Source organism: Photobacterium makurazakiensis (assembly GCF_050336715.1).
Taxonomy (GTDB): domain Bacteria; phylum Pseudomonadota; class Gammaproteobacteria; order Enterobacterales; family Vibrionaceae; genus Photobacterium; species Photobacterium makurazakiensis.
The window spans coordinates 42,108-69,058 of record NZ_JAKJSJ010000024.1; the positions used below are offsets into that span (position 1 = coordinate 42,108).

The window sequence follows — 26,951 nt, forward strand, 5'->3', positions numbered from 1 at the left end:
GTTACTCCTTGTCGAAATCGTCAAAGCCCATGTTTTCAAACTTGTCGAGTAGATCGTCATCAGATGCTGGCTTCGAGCGTTCTTTCACTTCGATCTCTGGCTCATCTTCTTCAAGCAGGCCGAGCTGGCTCATAAGCTGCTCAATGCGATCGAGTTTCGTATCAACTTGCTTCTGCAGACCTGAACCTAGCTTCTCACCCGCTTCAATACGGTCAAGCAAGATCATTAACTGACCATCATTCTCTAGCATTGCTAGCTCTTGCTCTGCAGTTAAGCGACGCTCTTTCTTGGTCATTGGCTTCTTAGGCTCAATAATCAAAGGCACAGGCTTTTTGCTACCATGGCGTGGGTCTTTACGCTTAGCAGCAGAACGAGCGTCTTCCAATTTTACTTCAGAGTGACGGCTGCCTGATTTCAAGCCTTTACGCTTTTTATCTTTCTTACGTTTTTGAGCATCAAGATCAAGTTGTGATGTGCTCTTGTTTACTACGGCTTCTGGACCGATAGATCCAGGAGTACGGCTTCTTTTCTTACGGGTCATTACTGGGTCTTCCTCAGCAAAATTACATCATTCCCAACAAACTCGACGTCCAGGCTATCTCTACGAGCCAAATATTGGAACGTCTCGCGGCTAAAAAAGCTTACATGGGTTGGATCGTTTTTATAGTACCACTGCCCAAAGGCATCGGCGTTCGTCGCTAGCTTCGTCATCACACCTAGCCAGCCGCCAGGTTTGATTATACTCAGTAGCAGCCCCCACTCCTTTGCAGGCGTATAAAAGTGTTCAATGGCTTCTGTACAAGTGACAAAGTCATACTGCCTTGCCAATACCTCAGGGTTATTAGCAAAGTATGGATCATATACGGCCATCTGGTGACCGGCCTCTTCGAACATTACCGATAAGGTTGGGCCTGGGCCACAACCAAAATCCAGCCCTTGCAACGGCGTTGAGCCGAAATGTGCCATTAACGGTGCCGCTACGCGATTTAAAAAACGGCGGTAACCTTCATCGGCTGGATTATTCTGATGCTGTTCATAGACCGTTTTTTCTTCTATTGGCATCAATAGTGCGTTGGGATCAGCAAAAATTAATGCACATTCCCCACAACGGAAATACTTTCTTCGTTTATCTTGATGAAAGATTCCCGTCTCTTCACAATGACATAGTGGACAATGATACATAGTATTTCGACCCCTGAATCAAGCCAAATAGCAGTCTCGGCCTTAATGAAGCCGGGTATAATAGCAGATTTGCTGGAGAAGTGTGCACTTTCGCAGCAGTCGCTGTAAAAGGAAAGTGCCGCGTTCAACATCAAGATAATGGGAATTTAAAAGCTGGAATATAAGAAAAAAGCGACAAGTAAAAACTTGTCGCTCTATGGGGTTGCCATTGCTGGCATAAACCTGTCTAGTCTGTCCTTAACCAGTTATAACGTCCTGGTCTGACAATATCCTTTTGTTATTTTTGCTTTCCGTGCCAACTTGTTGTTCTTCATCGTCCTGATGAATTATTTCCGTCCGTGAACGTGTCCTTGTTAACTCGACAATCCCATGTCGGCTATCCATTCGCATGTTACTAACCAGTAACTAATTCACCATCCGTGTGAGCACACTATCCTTAGTCTGCGATTCCATCTTTTCCGTAAGTGCCGCCCTGGCAATCCTTACGCACCTTGCGAGCATCCTGACACCCTGTCAGACATCCTGTGATCCTTTAAACGTCCTGCTTAGCCATCCTAGCGCTATCCATTCCTGTGTCGCACTCCGTGTCGACAACGCATACTTTACGCGGTTATAAGGTTGATACAATTAGGTGAAAACAGATAAATAAGTGAAAGTTCCTTTCATTGAAGGTAAGTGACTGTTCTAACAACAAGTAAAGAATCATCCCCTATTACCTTTCATCATCATCGACCATTATCTATAGCTGATCTCGCACAGTCCCTTTAGTGATTGACGAATACACTAGTAGAAACTGTCATTTACTTTCAGATTAGCGAGAACACACTGCTATAAGGAGGGAGAATCGCAGATAAGACGATAGAATCGTTGAGGCCTTATGCTCAACAATAAAAAAGGCAGCCGAAGCTACCTTTCTGTCACTAATGACTGGAAGTCAGACTGTAAGATCAGTGCAAACCGCCTACATACTGAGACAGTGCGTTAATTTCATCATCAGACAATTTTGCGGCAACCGCACGCATCATTGAATTCATATCGTTGGTACGTTGGCCGTCGCGGAATTTTTCAAGCTGCAATTGAATATATTCAGCATTCTGCCCAGAAATCTTCGGGAAACCCGACAAGCTTGTACCGTTACCACGCGGGCCGTGACATGCTGTACACGCAGTTACACCACGCTCGGCATCACCAAAGCGGTATAATGTTTCGGCAACCTCGATTGAAGATTCTGCTGTGGTGTTTTCGGATACCGGTAATGACGCATAGTAAGCAGCTAAGTCTGCCATATCTTGCTCGGTTAATGGCATCGACATACCGCCCATGACTGGATCATTACGTCCTTGAGCGCCACCAGTACTCATGGCGAGCTTAAAGTCTTTAAGCTGTTTCTCAAGATACCCTGCGTGCTGACCAGCAATTTTAGGGTATTGCGCCATTATGCTATTACCATCTGCCCCATGGCAGGCGGCACATGTTGCGGCTTTCATCTTTCCGGCTTCTGCATCTCCCTGAGCCCAGGCTGAGCAACTGGCCAGAAGAGTCAAAATCAGTGCTAATTTCTTCATGACATTCCGTTTATAATTATAGAGCTTCCAGTACCACAAGTAATGCTCAGAAACATGGTATACAATGCGACCATTAACTAAGCATGTTTTCGTACATTTTACACAATTTCACATAAAAGTAATCAGTCGACTACATCAAGACTTGACGGAGTTAACAGTGAATCAACCTCTCAACTATAGAAACACAGGATTTATCACAAGTGCACCCGATATCCGACACTTGCCAAACGACATCGGCGTTGAGATCGCATTTGCTGGCCGCTCCAATGCAGGTAAGTCAAGTGCGCTGAATCGCATAACAGATCAAAAAGGCCTTGCTCGTACATCGAAAACACCTGGACGTACTCAACTTATTAACATGTTTGAGGTCGTCAACGGTTGTAACCTTATCGATTTACCGGGCTATGGTTTTGCTCAAGTGCCCTTGGAACTGAAAATCAAGTGGCAGAAGTCACTGGGTGAGTATTTGCAAAAACGCGAATGCCTTCAGGGGTTAGTGGTACTGATGGATATTCGCCACCCAATGAAAGATCTGGATCAGCAAATGGTGAGCTGGGCAGTAGAAAGCCGCCTACCTGTGTTGGTGCTACTTACCAAGGCCGATAAGCTAAAGAGTGGCGCGCGCAAAAAGCAACTACTCCAAATTCGTGAAATGTCACAGGGTTTTGGTGGTGATGTGCAGGTAGAAGCCTTTTCATCATTGAAAGGTATTGGGGTTGATCAGGTTCGTCGTAAACTCGATGAATGGTTTGCACCTGAACTCGAGCGTCAAATGGCACTGCTTGAGCAAGATGAACAGACCGACGAAGGTGAGTAATCCCTCCTCTGTTTAACGCACTAATTATAGGCTCCTTTATGGGGCCTTTTTTACACCTTCAATTTAGTTACAGCATTCGTGATAAAAATTCCCCACCATCAAGATGGGGCAATGGGAGAGAAATAGGAGGTTTTTATTTTTGTTCAAAAATAATTAATGATTTCGATAATCAAAGCAAGTTTTTTATCCTAGTTTTGCCTCTTCCCGCATCAGTAATAAAACCTATCAGCACTAGTTTACGAATGTAAATTCAGGATATTACACTGTAAATATAAATTTCATCGATAGTTATTTTTAGATATTAATTAACACGCGAAATGATAAGAATGACACTTCTTTTTTTGGAATAAAATTACAGCTTTAAAAACACTTAGGCAAAAAAAAAGCCACCCCCAATATGAGAGTGGCTATTTCATGGATGTGTTGACGAGCCGGTCTTTAACCCGCTATCAAAAACAAATATGAACAAGAAGCAGAGACTATTATACCGATCCACAAGATACAATTAAAGTAATTACTCTAATTTTAGACTTAATTGAATGGAAGGTAATCTGTACAATATTAATGAATGCTGTATAAGAATTTAACAATGCGCAAATAGGATAGACCGAAAAGTCCATAAAATAAGAAGATTAATGGGTAAATAGGGGGGGATATTCGCACAAATGAATTTTTTCCTTGCCACAATAAAAAACGCCCCGGCCAAAAGACCAGGGCGGCTAAATCAGCCAAATCCAATAACGTGAAACAAAAGGTCTGAAAGATAGAACATCTTACCTCTGTACCCTACGCAGATAACTGTATATCAATTGCTCAGATTTGAAAAGTGTTTTTGTAGTTTTTTTTCACAATTACGTAAGTAAATTCTATTAGCTGTAACTCTTTTATAATTTAATTTTCATAAAAAAATAGCCAGCATTGGCTGGCTATTTAGTGTTAATGCTGGTGATTAGTGAGCTTCATCCCAGTTATCACCCATGCCAGCATCAGCAATAAGAGGTACATCAAGTTCTGCAGCAGACTCCATCAGCTGTCGAACTTCGACAGAAACTAATTCAACCTCGGATTCTTGTACTTCGAATACAAGTTCGTCATGTACTTGCATTAATAAACGTACGCGACCTTCTGGCTGTTGTTCTACCCATTCATCCACTAAGATCATTGCACGCTTGATAATATCTGCGGCCGTGCCTTGCATCGGGGCATTAATCGCGGCACGTTCAGCCGCCTTACGACGTATTCCGTTACGTGATTTAATATCAGGTAAATGCAAACGGCGGCCAAATAACGTCTCAACATAGCCTTGCTCGCTCGCTTGGCTACGGGTATTTTCCATGTATTCAAGCACCCCTGGATAGCGCTCAAAATACACATTCATATAGTCTTGTGCTTCATTGCGTCCCATGTCCAGCTGCTTTGCCAAACCAAAGGCACTCATACCATAGATAAGACCAAAGTTAATGGCTTTAGCACGGCGACGCTGTTCACTTGATACTGACTCAAGGGGAAGGCCTAAAATCTCAGCTGCAGTCGCAGCATGGATATCTTTGCCATCACGGAAGGCATTAAGCAAAGCTTCATCACCAGACAAGTGTGCCATGATCCGTAATTCAACCTGAGAGTAATCGACCGCTAAAATTTTATATCCAGTCGGCGCAATAAAGGCTTGGCGGATACGTCGGCCCTCTTCATTGCGCACGGGAATATTCTGCAAGTTTGGATCGCTTGATGATAAACGCCCCGTTGCTGTTACAGCTTGATGGTAAGAGGTATGTACTCGACCCGATGCAGGGTTTACCATTTTTGGTAACTTATCGGTATAGGTCGACTTTAATTTCGCTAGGCTACGATATTCCAAAATAAGTTTCGGTAATGGGTAGTCTAAGGCAAGCTCTTGTAATACTTCTTCATTGGTAGACGCAGCACCTGACGGTGTTTTCTTCAATACTGGCAGCCCCATTTTTTCAAATAGAATCGCCTGTAACTGTTTCGGAGAGCTTAAGTTGAACTCTTCGCCCGCAATTTCAAACGCTTTACGTTCGAGTTCATCTAAACGCACTGCAATTTCAGACGATTGCGCACCCAACTTCATGCTATCAATCAGTACACCTGTACGTTCGATACGAGAAAGAGCGGGTACCAGTGGCATTTCAATCTCTTCAAATACCGATTTAAGCTTAACATCGGCATTAACTTTTTCGATCAGCATATTATGCAGGCGTAAAGTAATATCCGCATCTTCAGCCGCGTATGGCCCTGCTTGCTCTAAATCAATCTGGTTAAAGGTTAGCTGCTTCTTACCTTTACCCGCAATCTCTTCAAAGCTAATTGTTTTGTGCTCGAGGTAACGTAATGACAAGCTATCCATGTCATGACGGCCAACCACACTATTAAAGACGTATGATTCAAGCATGGTGTCAAAACGGATCCCTTTCATGTCAATGTCGTAACGCGCTAGGATACTGGCATCAAACTTCAAGTTTTGACCCACTTTATCTTGAGCTGGATCTTCCAACAGCGGTTTCAACTTCGCTAACACCCAATCACGGTCCAATTGTACAGGCGCATCAAGGTAGTCATGCGCAACAGGTACATATGCCGCTTTCCCTTCTTCAACAGCAAACGATACGCCAACTAAGTTCGCTGTCATATAGTCCAAACCATCGGTTTCAGTATCAAATGCAACAACGTCTGCCGAGTGCAATGTCGCTAACCATGCTTCAAAGTCTTCTTCAGTCAATACGGTTTCATAACCACTGCGGTCAATAACAGGCGCGACTACTTTCGGTGCTTGTGAAGCTGATGCCGAGGCCTCATCTGCAACAATTTTGCCATCACTGCCGTCCAGCATCTCAGATAACCAGCGACGGAATTGCAACTTGCCAAAGAGCTTGGTGAGCTCATCGGTATCAGGGGTTTGCTTCACTAACTGATCGGGAGTGACATCTAATTCAACGTCGAGCTTAATGGTCGCAAGTTCATACGATAAATAAGCCGCCTCTTTATTATCAAGCAGTTTCTTTGGCATCGTTTTTGAGCCACGGAAGCCAAGCGCTGGAATGTCATCAAGGCTGTCATACAAGGCATCCAGTCCACCGATCCCGGTTAATAGCGCTTTGGCTGTCTTCTCTCCCACCCCAGGCACGCCCGGAATGTTATCCACTTTATCCCCCATCAAGGCAAGGAAGTCGATGATCAACTCAGGGCCAATACCAAACTTATCCACAACACCAGCAGGATCCATCACGACATCGGTCATGGTGTTGATCAAAGTAACGTTACGATCAACCAGCTGAGCCATGTCTTTATCACCCGTACTGATCAATACCGGCATATCGGCTTGCGATGCTTGGGTCGCTAATGTACCAATAACATCATCCGCTTCTACCCCAGAAATAGAGATCAACGGCAACCCCATCGCTTTGATCACCGCGTGTAATGGTTCGATTTGGCTTCGAAGATCATCAGGCATCGGCGGGCGATTGGCTTTGTATTCCGGATACATGTCGTCACGGAATGTTTTACCTTTTGCATCAAAGATCACCGCAATATGTTCCGTCGAAAACTGACGTAACAGGCTACGAAGCATATTTACAACACCATACACCGCACCTGTTGGCTCACCATCAGAATTAGTGAAGTTAGGCGCAGCATGATAGGCACGATACAGATAAGATGATCCATCAATCAAGATGAGTGGATTTTCAGGGATAGTTGCCATAAAGATATTCTTATATCCGGGGGATGAAAGAGTTAGCCCACTAGGATGCCATGACTGCTATCAACTGTTAACTGCTGTTTTACTTCCACCCCCCTTGATCTGTGGATAAGTTTGTTAGTACTTAAATTAAAAGCATTGATCAATTTTTAAGATTTGCACCAAAAAACCAAATAATACCTTTATAAACAAGCAGATAACAACAAGGATCAACAGCCACCAGCGATCCTTCCATGATCATTAATTGTGGAAAAAGTTAACAGACCGATCTGAAATAAGATTAACTGAGAGTAAAAATAGACAATTTCGACGATAAAGGAAGCCATTATGAAGAAAATTGCGGTTATTTTAAGCGGGTCAGGTGTGTTTGACGGCTCAGAAATCCACGAAGCGGTACTTGCCCTTCATGCCATCGAGCAAGAAGGGGCTAGCTGGCATTGTTTCGCGCCTAGCATTGAGCAGCACCACGTCATTAATCACCTTACAGGTGAAGCAATGGATGAGTCTCGCAATGTGTTGATCGAAGCTGCACGTATCGCGCGTGGCAATATTGATGATGTCGCGAACCTCGACACAGCAGACTACGATGCACTGCTTTTGCCCGGTGGGTTTGGTGCCGCCAAAAATTTATCGGATTTTGCCTTCGCTGGCAGCAAGTGTGCGGTAAACCCTGAGGTTAAGCGGGTTTGCCAAAAGTTTGCTAATGAAGATAAGCCTGCTGGCTATTTATGTATTGCACCAGCACTGATCCCGCAGATCTATGGCTCTGGTGCAAAAGCCACGATAGGAAACGATCCAGACACCGCAAAAGCATTTAATGACATGGGGGGAGAGCATATTGAGTGTCCGGTCAATGATTTCGTACTCGACCAAAAACGCCGTCTATTGACCACACCAGCCTATATGTTGGCTGGTAGTATTTCGGAGGCAGCAAGCGGGATAAATAAATTGGTAAAAGAATTAGTGAAAATCGCTTAGTGCAGATAAAGAAAAAGCGGCGCTACTTACCTTATTAAAGTAGGAAGTAGCAGCCGCTCAGCAGAAGTAGTTACACTTTTCAGCCCTACACCGAAAGCGAAACCCTAGCTGAAGTACACTGGAAGCAATGTGAGCAATGTCGTGCCTTCAAACGAGAAAAGCTTTGGCTCTCTTTCTCGCTGAGTGCAAGTTAATAATAACCATTCTCATTTAAGATGCAAGCTCTTTATTGCGAATAGTTGTCATTTGCTGTTAGCTGCTTCACAAAATGCAACCGGTAGTCATCGATACCGTCTTTCTTTTCCATATGCTCAATCTGATAACCATTACGTAATAGCAGACGGAGCATGGCTGAAAAGCGATTGCGTGATTTTACCCTTAGCTCTTGATAACCTTGATTGACAGCCCAGCATTCCTGAGCTTCAAGCAGTACCTGCGCAACACCGCGACGGCGACCGGCTGGTGCAACACCGCCGAGCCAACTATAGAAGCAGGTACTAGACAGGCGATAACCAATTTTGACACCGAGACATTCGCCATCTTGCTCTGCCACCAAAATACAAGCTGACTTACCCGCCGTTCGAGCCACGATAGCGGCATAATCTGCGGGGTAGGCAAATTCACGAATTTTGGCTAACACTTCAACGGCCTCTTCAATTGAAGCCTCACGCACTTTCATGTTTGCTTCCTCTTGATCTCGACATAAACCAATAAAGCTCGAAGGGTTCAAATACAAAAAGCCGACTTATCGTCGGCCTTTGTTTATTCATGATTATACAACAAGCATTAAGTTCTCACGCCATCATGCTCGGTTTTGATGCCACTCACTGCGGGCTTGCGCACTTCTGTCAGCCTTCGGGTTAAATGGTTCAGCAACACACCGTACATTGGCACAAACAAACCAAGGCTGATTAACAGCTTAAATCCATAATCGACCAAGGCAATTTCTACCCAGTTTTCAGCCATAAACGGATCGGGGCTGTTATAAAATGCAATCGCAAAAAATGCCAGGGTATCTAAAGCGTTACCAAACAAAGTGGAGCAACTCGGTGCAATCCACCAGCGCTTGTTTTGGCGTAACCGATTAAACACTGACACATCCATTATTTGGCCTAATAGATAAGCCATAAAGCTCGCAGCGGCAATCCTAGCAACAAATACATTAAACTCAGCTAAGTGCGACACACCCTGAAATTCACCTTGGAAGAACAGTACCGATAGTATGTAAGATATCGCGAGCGATGGGGCCATCACGTGCAGAATGATCTTGCGTGCCATGGTCGCACCAAAGATACGTACAGTAAGATCCGTAGCCAAGAAGATAAACGGGAAGGTAAATGCCCCCCACGTTGTGTGCATACCAAAGATAGTAAACGGCAACTGCACCAGATAATTACTGGAAGCAATAATCACCAAATGGAATACCACAAGAAAAGATAGGGCTTTGCGCTGCTGCGCTAAAGTAAATTGAGAAGTCGTCATTGTCTGACCTTTTTGTCATTGGGGGAGAGGGAACCCAAAACACTGCTACTCGCTCTCACGCCAGCAGCAGCAACCGAAGGCGGGATTATACAGAAATCAGCCTATTTTCCTAGCGTATAACTGCAGGCTTTCCTAACAGTTGTGCAAGATAGCTGAGCGTCTCTCCAGCTTCACTGTCCAAGCCTTCAAGCCATAACTGACCAGAATAGTGCTCGCCTTTTAACATCATTCGACAGCCTTCAAAGTCAACCAACCAAACATGAAGGTCGGCATTTAACTCTTTTTCCCGCACCGTGATATCAAGTTGCTTTAACAGTTGCTCGGCAATATCGGAAAAACTATCAAAATCAAACGTAGGTCCAGTGATTTCAAGCAGGCGGTGTGCTAAATCGAGTTGTCGGCAGAAGAATAAATTGGGGCTAGACATGAAGGGATTCCTTTTTCAAATAAGTAGGATGGCGACTTTCCTGTAACCAAGTGTTGCTATGCGTATCAAGCAATAAAGAGCCTATGGTCATGGCTGCCAGTTCGTGGTTTTATGACCCTGTTGTCTGTTAGGGGCGTAGCCTCTTGCAAAGACAGGCAACAGGTGAATTTAACATTCTCACCAAATACGCAAGCTGTTTTTTAGCGAGCAGAACATACCAGTATGTCTCTAAGCCGCTTTTAATACCGGACTCGGATAGTCCGGTTTTTTTTATCCCGCAGCTTTCGACTGCGCGTTTACTCAGCTAGTACAGTGCTTCCTCACCAGCCGTGAGATGATCTTGTATCACCCCCATAAAGACATCACCGAACTTCTCTAGCTTACGATGACCCACTCCGTTTATAGCCAGCATTTCTCCCGCAGAAGTTGGTAGTGACTCCGCCATTTCCATTAAACTCGCATCATTAAATACGACGTAAGGTGGCAAGTCTTCTTCATCAGCAATGGCTTTACGTAGCTTACGTAATTTAGCAAACAACTTCTTATCATACTGGCGGTTTGCCAGTTTATCGTTTTTAGCACTTCGAGCCGTTATATCTAACCGAGGAACGGCGAGCTCTAAACTTTGCTCACCGCGTAAGATCGCTCTCGCTTTTTCCGTCAACTGCAAGGTAGAGCTACGCACGATACTTTGCGTCAAAAAGCCGCGATGAATAAGCTGACGTAAAATACTCACCCAAAACTCATGGCTGTGTTCGCGACCAATGCCATATGTTGTCAACTGATCATGCCCATATTCACGCACGCGCTGATTTTGCATCCCGCGTAGTACTTCAACCACATGGTTAATACCAAAATTTTGATTCACTCGATAAACACACGATAACGCTTTTTGCGAAACTTCCAATGCTTCAAAACGCTTCGGTGGATCGAGGCAGATATCACAGTTGCCACATGGCTCATCGCGGTGCTCACCAAAATAATTTAAGAGTACCTGACGGCGACACGTCTGTGCTTCAGCAAAGGCCCCCATCGCATTCAGCTTATGGCTTTCTATCTGCTTCTGCGCGCCCTCTTCTTTTTCATCAAGGCAACGCCTTAGCCATGCTAGATCTGATGGGTCATAAAGCATCACGGCTTCAGCGGGTAAACCATCACGCCCGGCTCGCCCCGTTTCCTGATAATAAGATTCAATGTTGCGCGGAATGTCATAGTGCACAACAAAACGCACATTGGGTTTGTTGATCCCCATGCCAAAGGCGACTGTGGCCACCACGATATGAATATCATCGCGCTGAAAGCCTTCTTGCACTCGCGCTCTTTCATCATGCTCAAGGCCTGCATGGTAAGCCGCAGCGCGGATCCCGCTTTTGCACAGGCTTTCCGTTATTTGCTCAACCCGCTTACGACTATTGCAATACACGATACCGCACTGACCATGCATCGCTGACAAATAGCGGTTTAGCTGCGCCATCGGTTTATATTTTTCTTGCAAGGTATAGCGGATATTGGGCCGGTCAAAGCTGCCTAGGTGCTCGTAATGATCAACCAACGCCAAGCGGTTGATGATATCGTGTCGAGTGGTTTCATCAGCTGTTGCGGTTAATGCCATCACCGGTAAATTAGGGAAATGCTGCTTAAGCGAACCTAGAGCCGCATATTCAGGCCGAAAGTCATGACCCCACTGTGAAATACAGTGAGCTTCATCGACGGCCAGTAAACTCAGTGGCATCGATAATAGGCGATCCATAAAATCACGCCCCATGACACGCTCTGGTGACACATAGACGAGCTTGATCTGCCCTTGCTCCATCGCCTGAAACGTGGCGAGTACTTCATCCCGTGACATAGTCGAATTAATACAACCGGCAGCAACGCCATTTGCCAATAATTGATCAACCTGATCTTTCATGAGGGAAATCAGCGGCGAGACCACCAGGGTTAAACCATCACGTAGCAAAGCCGGGATCTGGTAGCACAGCGACTTGCCTCCCCCTGTCGGCATTATCACCAAACAATCTTGCCCTTCAGCCACAGCATCGATAACTGACTGCTGGCCAAGTCTAAATGTCTGATAACCAAACACATCCTGCAATACCTGTTCACTGGCGATTGGGCTTTCTAACTGGCATGCATCACTGGTTGGCATAATTCAACTCTTTGGCTAGATGTATTTCCCCCTAAGCAATCAAAGAACGAAAGCATGGGAATCCATAAGGCTGGCTATTCTATAACAATCAGATCACCAATGGGAACGCTTGCGGTCGTCGAAGGCCAGCGGTTGCTGGCTCTAAATGATGAGTAAAAAGACAATAGTATTGGGATCGAACACGATTTATACTGCCCCTGCATAGTGAGCAGGTTCACGGCTTCACTTCATTCTCCCCCATCTTGCATAACAGCTTAGGTACCAATGGACGAACAAAGCAAACAAACCCAACGCGGCGTGATTCTCGCGTTGGCTGCATATACTTTGTGGGGTATTGCCCCTATTTATTTCAAATCGCTTCAACATGTTAGTGCTTTTGAAATATTGAGTAACCGCGTGATATGGTCATTCTTTTTTCTGACTATCATGATTATGGTCAGTAAAAAGTGGGGCAACGTAAGGGCGATATTAAACAAACCCAAAGTGCTACTCATGCTGACAGTCACTTCGCTTTTAGTCGGTACTAACTGGCTGATTTTTATTTGGGCAGTCAACAATAACTATATGCTTGATGCCAGTTTAGGCTATTACATCAACCCTTTGTTTAATGTTGTCCTTGGCCTATTGTTTCTCGGGGAAAGATTACGCCCACTACAGTGGGTGGCTGTCGCATTAGCTGGTTGCGGTGTCGCGGTGCAATTAATCCAGTTTGGTTCGTTACCCATTATCGCACTCGCATTAGCCTCCAGTTTTGGTCTTTATGGCCTACTGCGCAAGAAGATCAATCTGGATGCTGTCACCGGTCTCTTTATGGAAACCTGTATTTTGCTGCCAGTGGCCGCTATTTATGTGTTGTTTATCGCAGACAGCCCAACCGCCAATTGGGCGACAAACCCAATGTCGACTAACCTCTTGCTAATCGCGGCAGGGATCGTCACAACTGTACCACTACTTTGCTTTACAGGTGCGGCGACCAAGCTTCGGTTATCCACTCTTGGTTTCTTCCAATACATTGGCCCAAGCCTTATGTTTTTGCTTGCGGTTACCATTTATGATGAAAGCTTTACCTCTGATAAAGGCTATACCTTTGCATTTATTTGGGCGGCACTGGTACTGTTTAGTATTGATGGCTTCAAAGGCCACCGTAAAAATAAGCGTGAAGCTCGCGTAAGCTAGCTCCGAACATTGGAGCGGCCTGTCATTTTTTTACAAGTCGCTCCTCATCCGTTATGTTCTACTCATCATCTCGCTTCAATTTACCCGTGCTCAGCACCATCGGCACCTGTCTATCCCGGGGATCAGGATGAATACAATCAGCCATCGTAAATCCGGCATCGATGACATCAACCTAATTGACGCCCATTACCAAAGCTTTAACTTCAAACGGCACTACCATCTCGATTACCATCTGGGATTAATAACGTCAGGGCAACAACAATATTATTTCAATGGTGCAAGCCACCATGCGGGCGCAGGCCAGCTTGTGATCATGCCTCCCGGTGAAATTCACGATGGTCAGCCCGAGCGGCAGGGCTATACCGTAAAAGTCTTCAGCATAACGCCAGCTTGGCTCGACCATCAGGCCGAAGAGCTTTCAATAAACAGCCAAGTCTTTTTCCCTCAGCATAATGTGACTGACAAGCCGCTGTTTACTCAGCTCAGCCAGTTACATACATTACTGAGCGATCCTCTCTATCCCCAACTTGCCAAAGACTGCATGCCGATCGAGTACTTTTCTCAACTCATCGGCCGTTACAGCCAGATCCGCCCGCAGCAAGTTGTTGCTCTTGGCAATAAAGATCTCGGCCAACTTCGCGACTATCTTATGGCAAACCTCGACCAAAAAATCAATCTCGACCACTTAGCTGCCCTATGTGATCTCAGCCCATCTCAACTGTTACGCCAGTTTAAAAAGGCAACAGGGATGACTCCCTATGCTTGGCTGGCAAGGCTTCGACTTGAGCAGGCTATGGCCTTGTTAAAATCAGGGTGTACTGGCACCGATGTTGCCTATCATGTCGGCTTTTACGATCAGGCACATTTTACTCGGGCATTTCAACAAGCATTCGGCGTGGCGCCGTCAGAAATAAAATAACCCACTGACTATTAATTTTTTACAAGCATCCCCACCTCAACTCAGGCATCCTAGCCCGTTATTCCCCCCAGTAGAAAAAGTAGAACCATGAACGAAATCACTCCCCTTCTGACATTACTGACCGTCCATGTCATTGCCCTAATGAGTCCAGGGCCTGATTTTGCCCTCGTGGTACAAAATGCCGGTCTCTATGGACGCAAGACAGGAATGATGATTGCCCTTGGCTTATCGCTCGGGATCTTATTGCATTCGATTCTCAGCCTGACCGGCGCCAGTCTGTTGATCCAACAGCAGCCAGTACTGTTTTCTATCTTGCAAGCCGCAGGTGGCTGCTACCTGTTATGGCTCGGTATTGGTGCCCTAAAAGGTACATGGCAACATTGGCAACAACGCTGCCATCCCCAACAGCCTCACGTAGCTGACAGTGAACCAGCCAAGCACGTAATCGCTAGCCGCAAGCAAGCATTGCTCAAGGGGTTCACCACCAATATTTTGAATCCGAAGGCCTTTGTCTTTTTCATTAGCTTGCTCTCAACACTGGTGCCTGCAGGCATGTCGATAAGCGGAAAAGCCTCGGCTATCGGGCTACTTTGGCTATCATCTTTCTTGTGGTTTGCCATGCTGGCTTGGCTGTTAACCGGTGAACGCTTGCAACAAAAACTGCAACGTTGGACACCCGCGATAGACGCAACCTGCGGCCTGCTCTTCGCCACCATTGGTAGCCTAATTTTGGGTAACCTTGTACTGCATGGCTAAAGCTAAAAGTCACTATTATCAAAGCGAGAGTTGACTCAGAGCACAAAAAACACCCAATAATTAGACACAATTTCATTCCACTCTTAGGCTAGTGATCACCCAACATTAGGTATCCCAAGGACAACACATGGAATGGAATCATATTGGCCGGAACACCGTTCTGGCCTGCTCCCTATTTGCTTTTCCTGCCATTGCCGAACTTTCACAACTAGACTCACAGTCAGAATCACAACAAGCGGCAGATCAACTCGCGCCAGAGGCCGCAACTGGACTCAACCAGCAGGAACTTGTCACAGGTAAAGAGTGGATGGTGGCATCTGCCAACCCCTATGCCAGTGAAGCTGGTGCAGAAATTCTCCGCCAAGGTGGTAACGCCATTGATGCCATGGTGGCAGTACAGCTTGTCCTCGGGTTAACCGAACCCCAATCATCAGGCATTGGCGGTGGGGCATTTTTAGTTTACTGGGACAATAAAAAGAAGGCGCTTACGACATTTGATGGTCGAGAAACAGCCCCTCTTGCTGTCACTCCCTTACTGTTTCAAGATAAAAAAGGCGAACCGCTTAACTTTTTTGATGCCGTTGTTGGCGGCCGATCGGTTGGCACTCCGGGTACGGTTCGATTGATGTGGCATACCCATCAACGTCACGGCAAACTCGCTTGGCGTAAGTTATTCGAACCCGCCATCGCGCTTGCCAAGGAGGGGTTCACCGTGAGTCCGCGCTTAGCAGAGTTAGTTAAGCAGGATCAAGAGCACCTCCAGCGTTTCAGCGCAACGCGCAGCTACTTCTTCAATGCTGATGGCGCTCCTATTCAAGCAGGCCAACAGCTTAAAAACCCTGAGTATGCCGATACACTGAGCCGGATCGCCGAACGAGGTGCCAGTGCGTTTTATACCGGTGACATCGCCAAAGACATCGTTAATACCGTGCGAAAAGCACCTGATAACCCCGGGGTATTGAGTGCGATGGATCTCGCCATCTACCAAGTCAAAGAACGGCCTGCGGTATGTGCGCCTTATCGAAAGTATGAGGTCTGCGGCATGGGGCCACCAAGCTCTGGCGCCCTCACCCTCGGGCAAATTATGGGCATGCTCAACCATTATCCACTTGCTGAAATGGGACCAAACAACCCAGATAGCTGGCGTTTACTGGGCGATGCATCGCGCCTTGCGTTTGCTGATCGTGGCCACTATATGGCAGATAGCGATTATGTCCCGATGCCAACAGAGGGCTTGTTGGCTAACGATTATATAGAACAACGCGCAACACTGTTAAATACCGACAAGGCACTCACCACGGTTTCTGCAGGCCAACCCGCTTGGCAACATGCCATGCGCTTCGCGATGGATGAATCGATAGAGCTCCCTTCCACCAGCCATTTTTCGATTGTTGATAGAGATCGCAACGTTATTTCTATCACCACCACTATCGAAAACGGTTTTGGTTCTCGTTTAATGGTACGCGGCTTTTTACTCAACAATGAACTAACGGACTTCTCTTTTCGCAGCCACAATAACGGCCTGCCTATTGCCAACCGTATTGAACCAGGTAAGCGCCCGCGTTCATCGATGGCACCGACTATCGTAATGAAAGAGAATAAACCCTATCTCGCAATTGGCTCACCCGGCGGCAGCCAGATCATCGGCTATGTCGCAAAGACACTGGTTGGCTACCTCGACTGGAACTTGGACTTACAACAAGCGATCAACCTGCCGAATATGAATAATCGCTTTGGCAGCTTTGAGCTCGAACAAGGCACGACCGCTGAAGAATGGGCGCCAAAATTGGAAGCACTAGGCTTTAACACCCAGATCAAACCGCTGAACTCTGGTGTGCAGGCGATCAGCATGGACGGAAAATCATTGAAAGGTGCTGCCGATCCCCGTCGGGAAGGAAAAGTAATCGCCCACTAAGACCACGCAGTAAGCCTTAATGAGCCAAAGGCACATATAAAAAACAAGCCCGTGAGCAAAGCGACTCACGGGCTTGTTATTTGTTATTGGTTATTGGTTATTGGTTATGGGTTATGGGTTCATTGACCGCTGTTACATCGGATCAAGCTTGGCGTATTGAGTAACCAACCACTTGATACCCTCACCATTGAATGCAACCTGTACTCGGCTTTGTGCGCCGCTACCTTCAAAGTTAATGATGGTACCCTCACCAAACTTCGGATGTTGGACACGTTGACCCAAGCTAAATCCGGTTTGATTGAAGTTGTCATTCACCTGTGTTTGGCTAAAGCGGCCACTGCTGGCTGGGCGAGACACTTTCGCCTTCATCCGCACTTCTTCAACATGCTGTTCTGGAATTTCACGAATAAAGCGTGACGGTTTATGGAAGTTATCTTTACCGTATAAGCGGCGCATCTCAGCGTAAGAAATGTATAGCTTCTGCATCGCACGGGTCATCCCCACGTAACACAGACGGCGCTCTTCTTCCAAACGACCGACTTCTTCGGTGGTACGTGAGCTAGGGAACATCCCTTCTTCAACCCCGACCATAAACACCATTGGGAATTCCAAACCTTTAGCACTGTGCATCGTCATCAGTTGCACTGCGTCTTGAAATTCATCGGCTTGACCTTCTCCGGCCTCTAAGGCGGCATGCGACAAGAAGGCCGATAGCGGGCTCATTTCTTCCGCTTCTTCCGGTACTTCGAACTGGCGAGTTGCCGTCACCAGTTCTTCCAAGTTTTCGACTCGGGCTTGCGCTTTCTCGCCTTTTTCCTGCTCATACATGCTTCGCAGGCCAGAATTGCGGATCACTTCATCCGTTTGCTGATACAACGGCAAATCACGGGTGTCATCCTCAAGCGCATTGATCAATTCAATAAAGCGACGTAATGAGTTAGCCGCTCGGCCAGCTAATACTTGCTCTTCCAGCAAGGCAATACTGGCTTGCCACATCGTGGCACCACGATCACGGGCAGCCATACGAATGGTGTCTAGCGTACGATCCCCCATACCTCGTGTTGGCGTATTCACAACCCGTTCAAACGAAGCATCATCGTTACGATTAGCAATCAAACGCATATAAGACAGTGAATCTTTGATTTCCTGACGTTCGAAGAAGCGCATGCCACCATAAATACGGTATGGCATTCCCTCTTGAATTAACGCCTCTTCCAACACGCGTGATTGGGCATTACTACGGTACAACATCGCCGAATCACTTAACGCCCCGCCTTTGTCGCGCCACTCTTTGATTTTTCCAACAACAAAACGCGCTTCATCCAACTCATTAAACGCCGAATAAATTGAAATCAACTCACCTTCTGCGCCATCAGTCCATAGGTTCTTACCCATGCGCTCATTGTTGTTGGCGATCAGTTCATTGGCCGCTTTCAGGATATTGCCGGTCGAACGATAGTTCTGCTCAAGAAAGATGGAAGAGGCATCTTTGAAGTCATTGAGGAAGCGTTGGATATTCTCTACCTTTGCTCCACGCCAACCGTAAATAGATTGGTCATCATCCCCCACGATCATAACGTTACAGTCAGGTCCCGCCATCATACGCAACCAAGCAAACTGAATGTTGTTGGTATCTTGAAATTCGTCGACCAAGATATGTTTAAACCGTGCTTGGTAATGCTCCCGAATATGCTTGCTGCTTTTTAATAGCTCGAAAGCACGAAGGAGTAACTCAGCAAAATCGACCAAGCCGGCACGATCACAGGCTTCTTGGTAAGCGGTATAAAGACGCAACCAAGTTTGCTCAACAGGATCATTAAAAGTGTCGATGTGCTGCGGGCGCAAACCCTCATCTTTCTTACCGTTGATATACCACACCGCCTGGCGTGCAGGCCATTGCTTTTCATCAAGGTTTTGCGCTTTGATCAAGCGGCGTAACAAACGCATTTGATCATCGGAATCGAGAATATTGAAATCTTCAGGCAGTTTCGCATCAAGGTAATGGGCGCGTAGCATACGGTGACATAAACCATGGAAGGTACCATTCCACATGCCTGCGGATGAGCCGTGCATCAGTTCATTGATTCGACCACGCATTTCTGCTGCTGCTTTGTTGGTAAACGTCACCGACATAATTGAATAAGGCGACGCCTGCTCAATCGTCATCAACCAAGCAATACGATGCACCAAGACGCGTGTCTTGCCACTTCCAGCTCCCGCTAGAACTAGGTGATTTCCCAACGGCGCAGCCACCGCCTCTCGTTGCTTGTCATTAAGGCCATCTAACAGGAGTGAAACGTCCATCGCTATCTACTGGTTATTTATACAATGGTATCGATTATAACCACAAACTCGCGTCAGATGCGAGATGAAGCCTATATCTCGGTCGCGATCAGCTGCTTATTCACATAGTTATCAATAGCCTGACATGCTTTCAATTGGTTAATTTTTCACCTTATAAATCTACTGACAAATAAATTTGTTCTATCATTTGAATTGCATTTGTTAATTAAAAGTAAAAAAACCTAAGAAAGTGTGAAATAAAAATCCTACTCGCCCTTTCTTATGTTTCGAGAGCACCAACAAGGTGCCAGATAGCGAAAAGGAAATGTTGCTCCTTATTTGCAACAGTCAGCGTATTAAAAGAGGAATGATCATGAATAAGACAAAAAATATCGCACTTGCTACCGCAGTAACCGGCCTACTCGCTCTTGCAGGTACTGCAGTAACCACAACGACAGCCGTTGCTGCTGACGCAAAAGAAAAATGCTATGGCGTAGCAAAAGCGGGGAAAAATGACTGTGCAACCAAAACCAGTTCATGTGCTGGTACATCCAAGGTTGATGGCCAAAAAGATGCTTTCATCATGGTTCCCAAAGGCCTATGTGATCGTCTAAACGGTAGCTCAAGCAGCTCATCTTAAGTCACTCCAATTAACCTATTAGTCAGCTCATACCCCACACAAAGGAAGTTTTATGAAAAAGTCTAACATTGCCGTTGCTACTGCTGTTTCTGGTTTACTGGCACTGGCAGGTACTGCCTTAACGACAACAACCGCTGTTGCTGCCGATGCGAAAGAGAAATGCTATGGCGTAGCAAAAGCAGGGAAAAATGACTGTGCAACCAAAACCAGTTCATGTGCTGGTACATCCAAGGTTGATGGCCAGAAAGACGCCTTCATCATGGTACCTAAAGGCCTATGTGACCGCCTAAATGGTAGCTCTGGTGAGGCTAAGTAATTGAGCAGGCTTGCGCCCAATAGGATAGTTGGGGTGGGGCTTCGCCCCCCCCACATCCAACAGATGTTAGCTGAGCAACCTACGGCTGGCTGGTTGGAAATTCATAGTGAAAACTATTTTTCTTCAACCTCAACCGCCCGCCAACAACTCAGAGAGCTTGCCAAGCATTACCCCATCAGTTGCCATGGCATTGGTTTATCGCTGGGTTCAACGGATCCCTTAGACCCTCGACACCTGATGCAACTAAAGCAACTCATCGATGAAATACAGCCTATCGCTGTCTCTGATCATCTGAGCTGGAGTTCAATTGACGGACAATTTTTCAATGACTTGCTGCCGTTGCCATATACCGAAGAGGCCCTCGATGTGTTTTGCCACAAGGTAATGCAAGTACAGGACTACCTCGGCAGACAAATGCTGATTGAAAACCCTTCCAGCTACCTGAGCTTTAATCACTCCACGATCCCGGAGTGGGAGTTTTTACATCAAGTTCAACAACGCACCGATTGCGGTTTACTGCTAGATTTGAACAATATTTATGTCAGCGGCTTCAATCATGGTTTTGACTGCGACAAATACATTGCCGCCCTCGACCCAAATGCCGTAAAAGAAATTCATTTAGCTGGCTTTACCATCAAGCAAGTGGATGGTGGTGAGATATGGATTGATACACATAGCCAACCAGTCAGTGAACCAGTGTGGCAGTTGTACCGTCGCTGGGTTAAACAGCATGGTGCAGTCCCAACACTTATCGAGTGGGATCTCGATATACCTGAGCTACCCATTTTATTGGGCGAGGCCCGTAAGGCTGAGCTAATCATTGAGCAGGAGGCGCACAATGGGCAAACAATCTCCTAGCTCACTACAGCAACTTCAGCAAGGCTTTGCACAGGCATTGCACTACCAGTCTAATCAGGCGATATCATATGTGAGTGATGGCCGCTTTCCAGCAGAGCAGCTGATCCAAGTTTATCGTAATAACTTCATTATTAGCTTGTCTGAAGTGTTGGAGGTTACCTATCCCTGCGTTCAAGCTGTTGTCGGTGAAGAATGCTTTAGCCAACTGGCTCGCCAGCATGTGCTCACCGTACCGCTTTGCCAGGGCGACGTAAGTGATTATGGCGATGGCTTTGCCATCACCATAGAGAGCCAGCCAGAATTACTTCAAGCGGTGCCATACTTAGCCGACTTAGCGCGTTTAGAGTGGGCTGTGGATAGCGTCAGTCAATTACCACCAGCAACACCGAGCTTTCCTCTAGAGAAGCTTGCACGCATCACAGAAGAAAACCTACCAACCCTAAGATTGGTTGTCGAAAAATCAACGCTATGCCTGAACTCTGCCTATCCTGTGGCGAGTCTCTGGCAGATGATCACCAATAATAACATTGAAGAAATTGACCTAACCCAGCCTGAGTCGGCCATTATTCAACACCGCGCCGATCAGGTACATGTCATCAGTACTACGACAAATGCAATATCGTTGATCCACCTTAGTCAGCAACATCAATGCTTAGCCAATGCGACAGCACCTATGCTGGCTCTGTTAGGTGAGCTGATCCAACAACACGTTTTTGCCGATATCTACGGCTTGCCCGAGGGAGAATGAGCATGCTGAATTTTTTCAAACAAATAGACAATATCGCCCAGCGGATCACCGATCCTCTCATTCCACTGCTATTACTTTTTACCCGCCTGTGGGTGGCATGGGTCTTTTTCAAATCGGGGATGGTTAAGTATTCCAGCTGGGATAGCACCCTCTATTTATTCGAGTATGAATACCAAGTGCCTATTATTCCTTGGCAGTTTGCCGCGTATTCGGGCACAGCCGCCGAGCTAATATTGCCGGTATTCCTTGCCCTTGGTTTGTTTACCCGGCCAATGGCACTCGCACTGTTCGTGTTCAACATTATTGCGGTGGCCTCTTACCCGTTGTTATGGGAAAAAGGCTTCTATGATCACCAGTTGTGGGGAATGATGATGCTGGTGAATGTCTTCTGGGGCGCCGGTATGATTTCTCTCGACCGCCTGATCAGCAATGAGCCCAAGCAAAGCTTATTGGAATAGCCATTAGTTAAATACATGGCACAAAAAAGAACAGCCATGGCTGTCCTTTTACGATAAGCAAACTGTCTTTTAAGCCGCTAAAACAAACTTAATAGCTGCGATAGCTGGTTAATTTCGAGATCAGGTAACCATTTTGCTCGAGGCTCATTACATAGTTGACGTTGGCTGTCATTAAACCAGCACGCCTGAAAACCATTAATTTTTGCACCGCCAACATCTGTCACAAGGTGGTCGCCAACATGTAAGATATCTTGCGGGGCAACCTTAAGGAACGTGGCTGCTTTCGCGAATAAAATTGGCTCTGGTTTCGCAAGGCCATCGTGCCCAGCCATTAATACCGCATCAAAATATTGTCCAAGCCCAATTTTATTAATATCAACATTGCCGTTCGTGATTGCAACCAAAGGCCTTTTTTCCGCCAACAAACCGAGCACTCGGTGTGTTTCTTCCGGTACATCGACTTGGTTGCGCACTTCAAGTACAACATCAACCCCTTGACGGGCTGCGCACTCTGCTTGTATTAGCGAATAGCCAAGCTGCATCAATCCAATTTTGATCAGTTCGTAGCGCCATAACGTCACATCATGGCGCAACATTGGGTCAGCCTCTGCCAGTTGCCGCTTCAGCGCCAGCCAGTGCTCACGTCCAATACCTGTCGTCGCAGGGTGATTCGCTGCAAGCCAATCATGCATCGCTTGTTCGGCACGCCGGATCACTGGCCGGTTGTCATAGAGGGTATCATCAAGATCAAAAGTTAACGCTTTAGGGAGTGAAACATTGCGATAAAACTGCATGACAGGCCAATAACTCCAGTGATTTTAAAACTTAAAAGGTGAGCAAGTACTCGCGACTATTTCCGCTTCGCGCGAGGGTGAGCATCATCATACACCTTTGCCAAGTGTTGAAAGTCCAAGTGGGTATAAATTTGGGTGGTAGAAAGATTCGCATGACCGAGCAGCTCCTGAACAGCCCGCAAGTCACCAGACGATTCCAGCATATGAGTTGCAAAACTATGGCGTAATTTGTGCGGATTGATATGGCTAGATACAGCCTGTTTCTGCCCCCATTCCGCCATTCGTTTTTGTACGTTCCGATTTGAAATGCGTTGGCCGAGCTTCGACACAAATAATCCGGATTCACCTGGCGAGGCAAGCTGCCCTCGCACTTTCAACCAATGCCCAACCCACTCACGGGCAAGGCCAGCAAACGGCGCAATACGCTCTTTGTCACCCTTACCAATCACACGAATATCGCCTTTACGTAGGCTGATATCTTTCACGTCGAGGTTAACTAATTCAGACAGACGCAAACCGGCGCCGTACATCAGCTCCATCATTGCCCGATCACGAATAGACAGCGGATCATCACCATCAACACTCAGTAGCTGATCCATTTCATCAACATCCAAGTTTTTAGGTAATGGCCGCGCTTTACGTGGTGCAGAGACCCCTTTTGCCGGATTGGCCTTAAGAAAGCCCTGTGACACCAAATAATCGAGAAAGCTACGTAAAGCAGAAAGGCGCATTGACAGGCTGCTCGCTTTAAGTCCATCGCGCTTCCCCTTACTGGCGAGCTGTCGTACCCAGCCAGCATCAACAAGTTTCCAGTCAGCCACACCTAAATCGACCAGTTGCTCAGCCATTGTCGTGAGCTGGCGCTTATAGTTCTGTTGAGTATGCAAGCTGAGCTCTCGCTCACTACGTAAATACTCATAAAAACGCTCGAGCGGCTTTTCCAGATCTTTAGGTAAACTCACTCAATAACCTCGCGAGAATATTCCCAATGATGTATCAATCGTGTCAACACTAATGCCAGTTGTTCAACAAACAGGGTATCCATTTCTGGCTGGAAATGTCCCCCATCAGCACAGGCAAAGCTCAAGACACCAATCGGACGCTCACTCCCCCCAAGAGGGAGCACAACAAATGATCCTAAGTGCGGCGGCTGCTCAAAGAGCAGGTCACTTTCTTGCTTACGTAGTCGACCTAAATAAACGGGCCGCGACACCAAGCGAGAACGGCGAAGCCCTTCAAATTCACGCCTATCAAGCAATAGTTGTTCATCAAGGCTATCAAACAGGCGTAAGCTAACATCCAGCTCAAGCTTCATGGCAAGATCATCTAACACCAGCAATGCTTGATAGATATTATGAGTTTGAAAAAGCTGCTGCTGTGCCTGTGAAAAAACATCAAATAACTGACTATTTTTAGCCGCGGCCCCAACCAAGTCAGCCATCTTACCTTCTAACTCCGTCACCTGATCGCGCAACCGTTCAAGTTGGATATCAACCAACGACACCACACCACGATCGGTATGGTGAACCTGAATACGCGTTAGCAGATCAGGATGTCGGATAAAGAAGTCAGGGGTAGCCTGCAGGAAGTTTGCCACTTCCTGCTCTGTTAACTCAGTTTGAGGGGCTGGCGACAGCTCATCAAACTGGTATACATCGGTCATAATACAATTTGTCCATCAAAGACATGGGCGACAGGCCCTGTCATATACAACGGTTGCCCTTCACCTTGCCAGCGAATATGCAGGTCGCCACCAGGAAGAGAGACCTTTACATTTTCATCTAATAAACCTTGTATTCGGCCAATCGCAACTGCCGCACATGCGCCACTGCCACAGGCTTGTGTTTCACCTGCACCACGCTCATACACACGAAGGTTAACTTCACTAGGGCTACATACTTGCATAAACCCTGCGTTCACTCGTTCAGGAAAGCGCTCATGAGACTCAAGTAATGGACCTAATGTATCGACATCTGCTGTCAATACATCATCGACCACGGTAACACAGTGCGGATTGCCCATGCTGGCCGCACCACAAAACAGCGTTTTATCGCCAACACGTAACAAATAGGTTTTTTCCGTTTGTTTCGCTCGAAACGGTATCTTGCTTGGCTCAAAAATAGGCACACCCATATTCACAGTGACCTGATTATCGTTCTCAAGCTTCAGCATCATCTTACCGGCTTTGGTACTAACCGAAATGTGATACTTATTGGTTAGCCCCTTCATCCAGACAAAGCGGGCGAAACAGCGGGCTCCATTGCCACACTGCTCAACTTCACTACCATCGGCATTAAAAATACGGTAATGAAAGTCGGTTTCAGGATCGTACGGTGGTTCAACGACCAATAACTGATCGAAGCCAACCCCACGGTTACGATCCGCTAATCGCCGGATACAATCCGGCGAAAAAAAGACATTCTGGGTTACGCAATCGACCACCATAAAGTCATTGCCCAGACCATGCATTTTTGAAAAGTTAACCTGCATGATGTTCCTTATCGTTATTCTGGCAACAAATGCTCAGACTGCCATAACTGCGCCAACTCCTCACGCTCACGTACTACGTGGGCTTTCGGGCCATCGACCATGATTTCTGCGGCTCTTCCTCGAGTATTGTAATTTGAGGACATAACGAAACCATAGGCGCCCGCTGAACGTACCGCCAACAAATCACCCGGCTCAAGGCATAACTCGCGATCTTTACCAATAAAGTCGCCAGTTTCACAAATCGGCCCAACAAAATCATATAACTTAGCACGACCTTCACGAGGTATAACGGGCACGATCGCTTGCCAAGCTTGATATAGCGTCGGGCGGATCAGATCATTCATCGCGGCATCAACAATGGCGAAGTTTTTATACTCGGTATGCTTTAGGTACTCAACGCGCGTCAACATCACGCCCGCGTTAGCGGCAATCGCACGACCCGGTTCAAAAATCAATTCAAGATCAGCGTGCTCAGTCAACCGCGCCAGTAACGCTTTTGCATAATCAGACGGTTCAGGCGGTCGCTCATCGCTATAAGTCACCCCTAGGCCACCACCGACGTCAAGGTGATCAATCTTAATCCCTTCCGCTTTTAACGTATCAATCAAGGCGAGCAAGCGGTCTGTGGCATCGATAAAAGGGTCGATTGCTGTCAGTTGCGAGCCAATATGACAGTCCATGCCCGTCACTTTTAAGTTTGGCAAACGCTGCGCAAGACGATAAACCTCAGGCGCACGCTCGAATGCAATACCAAATTTATTGTCACGCAAGCCTGTCGAAATATATGGGTGCGTCTGGGCATCTACGTCAGGATTGATCCGCAAAGACACCGGAGCCACTTTGCCCAACTCGCTAGCAACCTGATTTAAACGTTCAAGCTCAGGCTCTGATTCTACATTGAAGCATTTTATCCCTAGCTCCAGCGCCCGTTTCATTTCTGCGGCCGTTTTCCCCACCCCGGAGAAAACCACCTTTGATGGTTCACCGCCAGCGGCGATCACGCGCTCTAGTTCACCACCAGAAACGATATCGAAACCCGAGCCCAGGCGAGCCAGCACATTCAGTACGCCAATATTTGAGTTGGCCTTCACCGCATAGCAAATCAAGTGCGGGTGGTTCGCCACCGCTTGGTCAAAGGCATTCCAGTGGCGCTCTAGCGTCGCACGTGAATAAACATAAAGTGGCGTGCCGAAACGCTCTGCAAGTTCAGTCAGTTGAGTATCTTCAGCCCAAAGCTGACCATCTTGCTGGTAATTAAAGTAATCCAATGTAGTCTCTTC

26 protein-coding genes are annotated in these 26,951 nt (G+C 46.7%); 11 read left to right on the top strand and 15 right to left on the bottom strand.

Translation table 11 applies throughout. The annotated features are described in order from the left end of the window. Window position 1 precedes the first annotated feature (1 nt). The 3 genes from yihI to L4D09_RS12070 form a co-directional block, all read right to left on the bottom strand. Complete coding sequence (gene yihI, locus L4D09_RS12060) at window positions 2-541, bottom strand: Der GTPase-activating protein YihI (RefSeq protein WP_428457756.1); 540 nt, start codon at window positions 539-541, stop codon at window positions 2-4. Continuing rightward, window positions 541-1,182, bottom strand: coding sequence for a class I SAM-dependent methyltransferase (locus L4D09_RS12065; protein ID WP_428457757.1), 642 nt, complete (start codon window positions 1,180-1,182; stop codon window positions 541-543). Before L4D09_RS12065 ends, yihI begins: the two co-directional genes overlap by 1 nt. A gap of 947 nt (window positions 1,183-2,129) precedes the next feature. Continuing rightward, window positions 2,130-2,747 carry a c-type cytochrome gene (locus tag L4D09_RS12070; RefSeq protein ID WP_428457758.1) on the bottom strand — a complete coding sequence of 206 codons (618 nt, stop codon included), beginning with the start codon at window positions 2,745-2,747 and terminating at the stop codon, window positions 2,130-2,132. 157 nt (window positions 2,748-2,904) lie between these two features. Here L4D09_RS12070 and yihA point away from each other — a divergent pair, with 157 nt between their 5' ends. After that, complete coding sequence (gene yihA, locus L4D09_RS12075) at window positions 2,905-3,564, top strand: ribosome biogenesis GTP-binding protein YihA/YsxC (RefSeq protein WP_428457759.1); 660 nt, start codon at window positions 2,905-2,907, stop codon at window positions 3,562-3,564. Window positions 3,565-4,288: 724 nt separating this feature from the next. On the opposite strand, the gene spfP is transcribed toward yihA, so the two are convergent. Beyond that, entirely contained in the window at window positions 4,289-4,336 is a 48-nt protein-coding gene (spfP, locus tag L4D09_RS28890) for a small protein SpfP (protein ID WP_438616993.1), read from the bottom strand. Window positions 4,337-4,513: 177 nt separating this feature from the next. Continuing rightward, on the bottom strand, window positions 4,514-7,285 hold the full coding sequence (gene polA, locus L4D09_RS12080; protein ID WP_428457760.1) for a DNA polymerase I: 2,772 nt from the start codon (window positions 7,283-7,285) through the stop codon (window positions 4,514-4,516). A gap of 324 nt (window positions 7,286-7,609) precedes the next feature. Here polA and elbB point away from each other — a divergent pair, with 324 nt between their 5' ends. Then, complete coding sequence (gene elbB / locus L4D09_RS12085; RefSeq protein ID WP_428457761.1) at window positions 7,610-8,260, top strand: isoprenoid biosynthesis glyoxalase ElbB; 651 nt, start codon at window positions 7,610-7,612, stop codon at window positions 8,258-8,260. Between the two features lie 226 nt (window positions 8,261-8,486). Here the strand turns inward: elbB and L4D09_RS12090 are convergent, their stop codons facing one another. The 4 genes from L4D09_RS12090 to recQ all read right to left on the bottom strand — a co-directional run bounded on the left by L4D09_RS12090 (window position 8,487) and on the right by recQ (window position 12,318). After that, entirely contained in the window at window positions 8,487-8,939 is a 453-nt protein-coding gene (locus tag L4D09_RS12090) for a GNAT family N-acetyltransferase (RefSeq protein WP_428457762.1), read from the bottom strand. A gap of 107 nt (window positions 8,940-9,046) precedes the next feature. After that, complete coding sequence (locus L4D09_RS12095; RefSeq protein WP_428457763.1) at window positions 9,047-9,742, bottom strand: 7-cyano-7-deazaguanine/7-aminomethyl-7-deazaguanine transporter; 696 nt, start codon at window positions 9,740-9,742, stop codon at window positions 9,047-9,049. 109 nt (window positions 9,743-9,851) lie between these two features. Further along, the gene (locus L4D09_RS12100) at window positions 9,852-10,169 is read right to left on the bottom strand and encodes a DUF3630 family protein (protein ID WP_428457764.1); all 318 of its coding nucleotides are present in this window, start codon (window positions 10,167-10,169) and stop codon (window positions 9,852-9,854) included. A gap of 304 nt (window positions 10,170-10,473) precedes the next feature. Next, on the bottom strand, window positions 10,474-12,318 hold the full coding sequence (gene recQ / locus L4D09_RS12105; protein WP_428457765.1) for an ATP-dependent DNA helicase RecQ: 1,845 nt from the start codon (window positions 12,316-12,318) through the stop codon (window positions 10,474-10,476). 264 nt (window positions 12,319-12,582) lie between these two features. Between recQ and rarD the strand changes: the two genes are divergently transcribed. The 4 genes from rarD (at window position 12,583) to ggt (ending at window position 17,084) form a co-directional block, all read left to right on the top strand. Further along, a complete protein-coding gene (gene rarD / locus L4D09_RS12110) occupies window positions 12,583-13,494 on the top strand; it encodes an EamA family transporter RarD (protein ID WP_428457766.1) in 912 nt (303 codons plus the stop codon). A 127-nt stretch (window positions 13,495-13,621) separates the two neighbouring features. Then, on the top strand, window positions 13,622-14,413 hold the full coding sequence (locus tag L4D09_RS12115; RefSeq protein WP_428457767.1) for a helix-turn-helix domain-containing protein: 792 nt from the start codon (window positions 13,622-13,624) through the stop codon (window positions 14,411-14,413). Between the two features lie 87 nt (window positions 14,414-14,500). Beyond that, complete coding sequence (locus L4D09_RS12120) at window positions 14,501-15,169, top strand: LysE family translocator (RefSeq protein WP_428457768.1); 669 nt, start codon at window positions 14,501-14,503, stop codon at window positions 15,167-15,169. 127 nt (window positions 15,170-15,296) lie between these two features. After that, window positions 15,297-17,084: a gamma-glutamyltransferase gene (gene ggt / locus L4D09_RS12125; protein ID WP_428457769.1), complete on the top strand. Its 1,788-nt coding sequence runs from the start codon at window positions 15,297-15,299 to the stop codon at window positions 17,082-17,084. Window positions 17,085-17,216: 132 nt separating this feature from the next. Here ggt and uvrD read toward each other — a convergent pair whose 3' ends face one another. Then, window positions 17,217-19,388 (bottom strand): DNA helicase II, encoded by a 2,172-nt coding sequence (gene uvrD, locus L4D09_RS12130; protein WP_428457770.1) that lies wholly within the window; start codon window positions 19,386-19,388, stop codon window positions 17,217-17,219. A 352-nt stretch (window positions 19,389-19,740) separates the two neighbouring features. Here uvrD and L4D09_RS12135 point away from each other — a divergent pair, with 352 nt between their 5' ends. Genes L4D09_RS12135 through L4D09_RS12155 form a run of 5 tightly spaced genes read left to right on the top strand, consistent with a single transcriptional unit; the run spans window position 19,741 to window position 22,387 of the window. Beyond that, complete coding sequence (locus tag L4D09_RS12135; protein WP_428457771.1) at window positions 19,741-20,007, top strand: BufA1 family periplasmic bufferin-type metallophore; 267 nt, start codon at window positions 19,741-19,743, stop codon at window positions 20,005-20,007. Between the two features lie 52 nt (window positions 20,008-20,059). Continuing rightward, complete coding sequence (locus tag L4D09_RS12140) at window positions 20,060-20,323, top strand: BufA1 family periplasmic bufferin-type metallophore (protein ID WP_428457772.1); 264 nt, start codon at window positions 20,060-20,062, stop codon at window positions 20,321-20,323. Further along, window positions 20,324-21,181: an MNIO family bufferin maturase gene (gene bufB / locus L4D09_RS12145; protein WP_428457773.1), complete on the top strand. Its 858-nt coding sequence runs from the start codon at window positions 20,324-20,326 to the stop codon at window positions 21,179-21,181. It abuts the gene before it with no gap. Continuing rightward, window positions 21,162-21,929, top strand: coding sequence for an HvfC/BufC family peptide modification chaperone (locus L4D09_RS12150; protein WP_428457774.1), 768 nt, complete (start codon window positions 21,162-21,164; stop codon window positions 21,927-21,929). The genes bufB and L4D09_RS12150 overlap by 20 nt, the downstream gene beginning before the upstream one ends. A gap of 2 nt (window positions 21,930-21,931) precedes the next feature. Then, on the top strand, window positions 21,932-22,387 hold the full coding sequence (locus tag L4D09_RS12155) for a DoxX family protein (protein ID WP_428457775.1): 456 nt from the start codon (window positions 21,932-21,934) through the stop codon (window positions 22,385-22,387). 77 nt (window positions 22,388-22,464) lie between these two features. On the opposite strand, the gene yigB is transcribed toward L4D09_RS12155, so the two are convergent. Genes yigB through lysA form a run of 5 tightly spaced genes read right to left on the bottom strand, consistent with a single transcriptional unit; the run spans window position 22,465 to window position 26,939 of the window. Next, window positions 22,465-23,181 (bottom strand): 5-amino-6-(5-phospho-D-ribitylamino)uracil phosphatase YigB, encoded by a 717-nt coding sequence (yigB, locus tag L4D09_RS12160; RefSeq protein WP_428457776.1) that lies wholly within the window; start codon window positions 23,179-23,181, stop codon window positions 22,465-22,467. A gap of 56 nt (window positions 23,182-23,237) precedes the next feature. Then, window positions 23,238-24,143, bottom strand: coding sequence for a tyrosine recombinase XerC (xerC, locus tag L4D09_RS12165; protein ID WP_428457777.1), 906 nt, complete (start codon window positions 24,141-24,143; stop codon window positions 23,238-23,240). Next, window positions 24,140-24,844, bottom strand: a complete 705-nt coding sequence (locus tag L4D09_RS12170) for a DUF484 family protein (RefSeq protein ID WP_428457778.1) — start codon at window positions 24,842-24,844, stop codon at window positions 24,140-24,142. Before L4D09_RS12170 ends, xerC begins: the two co-directional genes overlap by 4 nt. Then, on the bottom strand, window positions 24,841-25,671 hold the full coding sequence (gene dapF, locus L4D09_RS12175; protein WP_428457779.1) for a diaminopimelate epimerase: 831 nt from the start codon (window positions 25,669-25,671) through the stop codon (window positions 24,841-24,843). The genes L4D09_RS12170 and dapF overlap by 4 nt, the downstream gene beginning before the upstream one ends. Before the next feature lie 14 nt (window positions 25,672-25,685). Further along, window positions 25,686-26,939, bottom strand: a complete 1,254-nt coding sequence (gene lysA / locus L4D09_RS12180) for a diaminopimelate decarboxylase (protein ID WP_428457780.1) — start codon at window positions 26,937-26,939, stop codon at window positions 25,686-25,688. Window positions 26,940-26,951 lie beyond the last annotated feature (12 nt).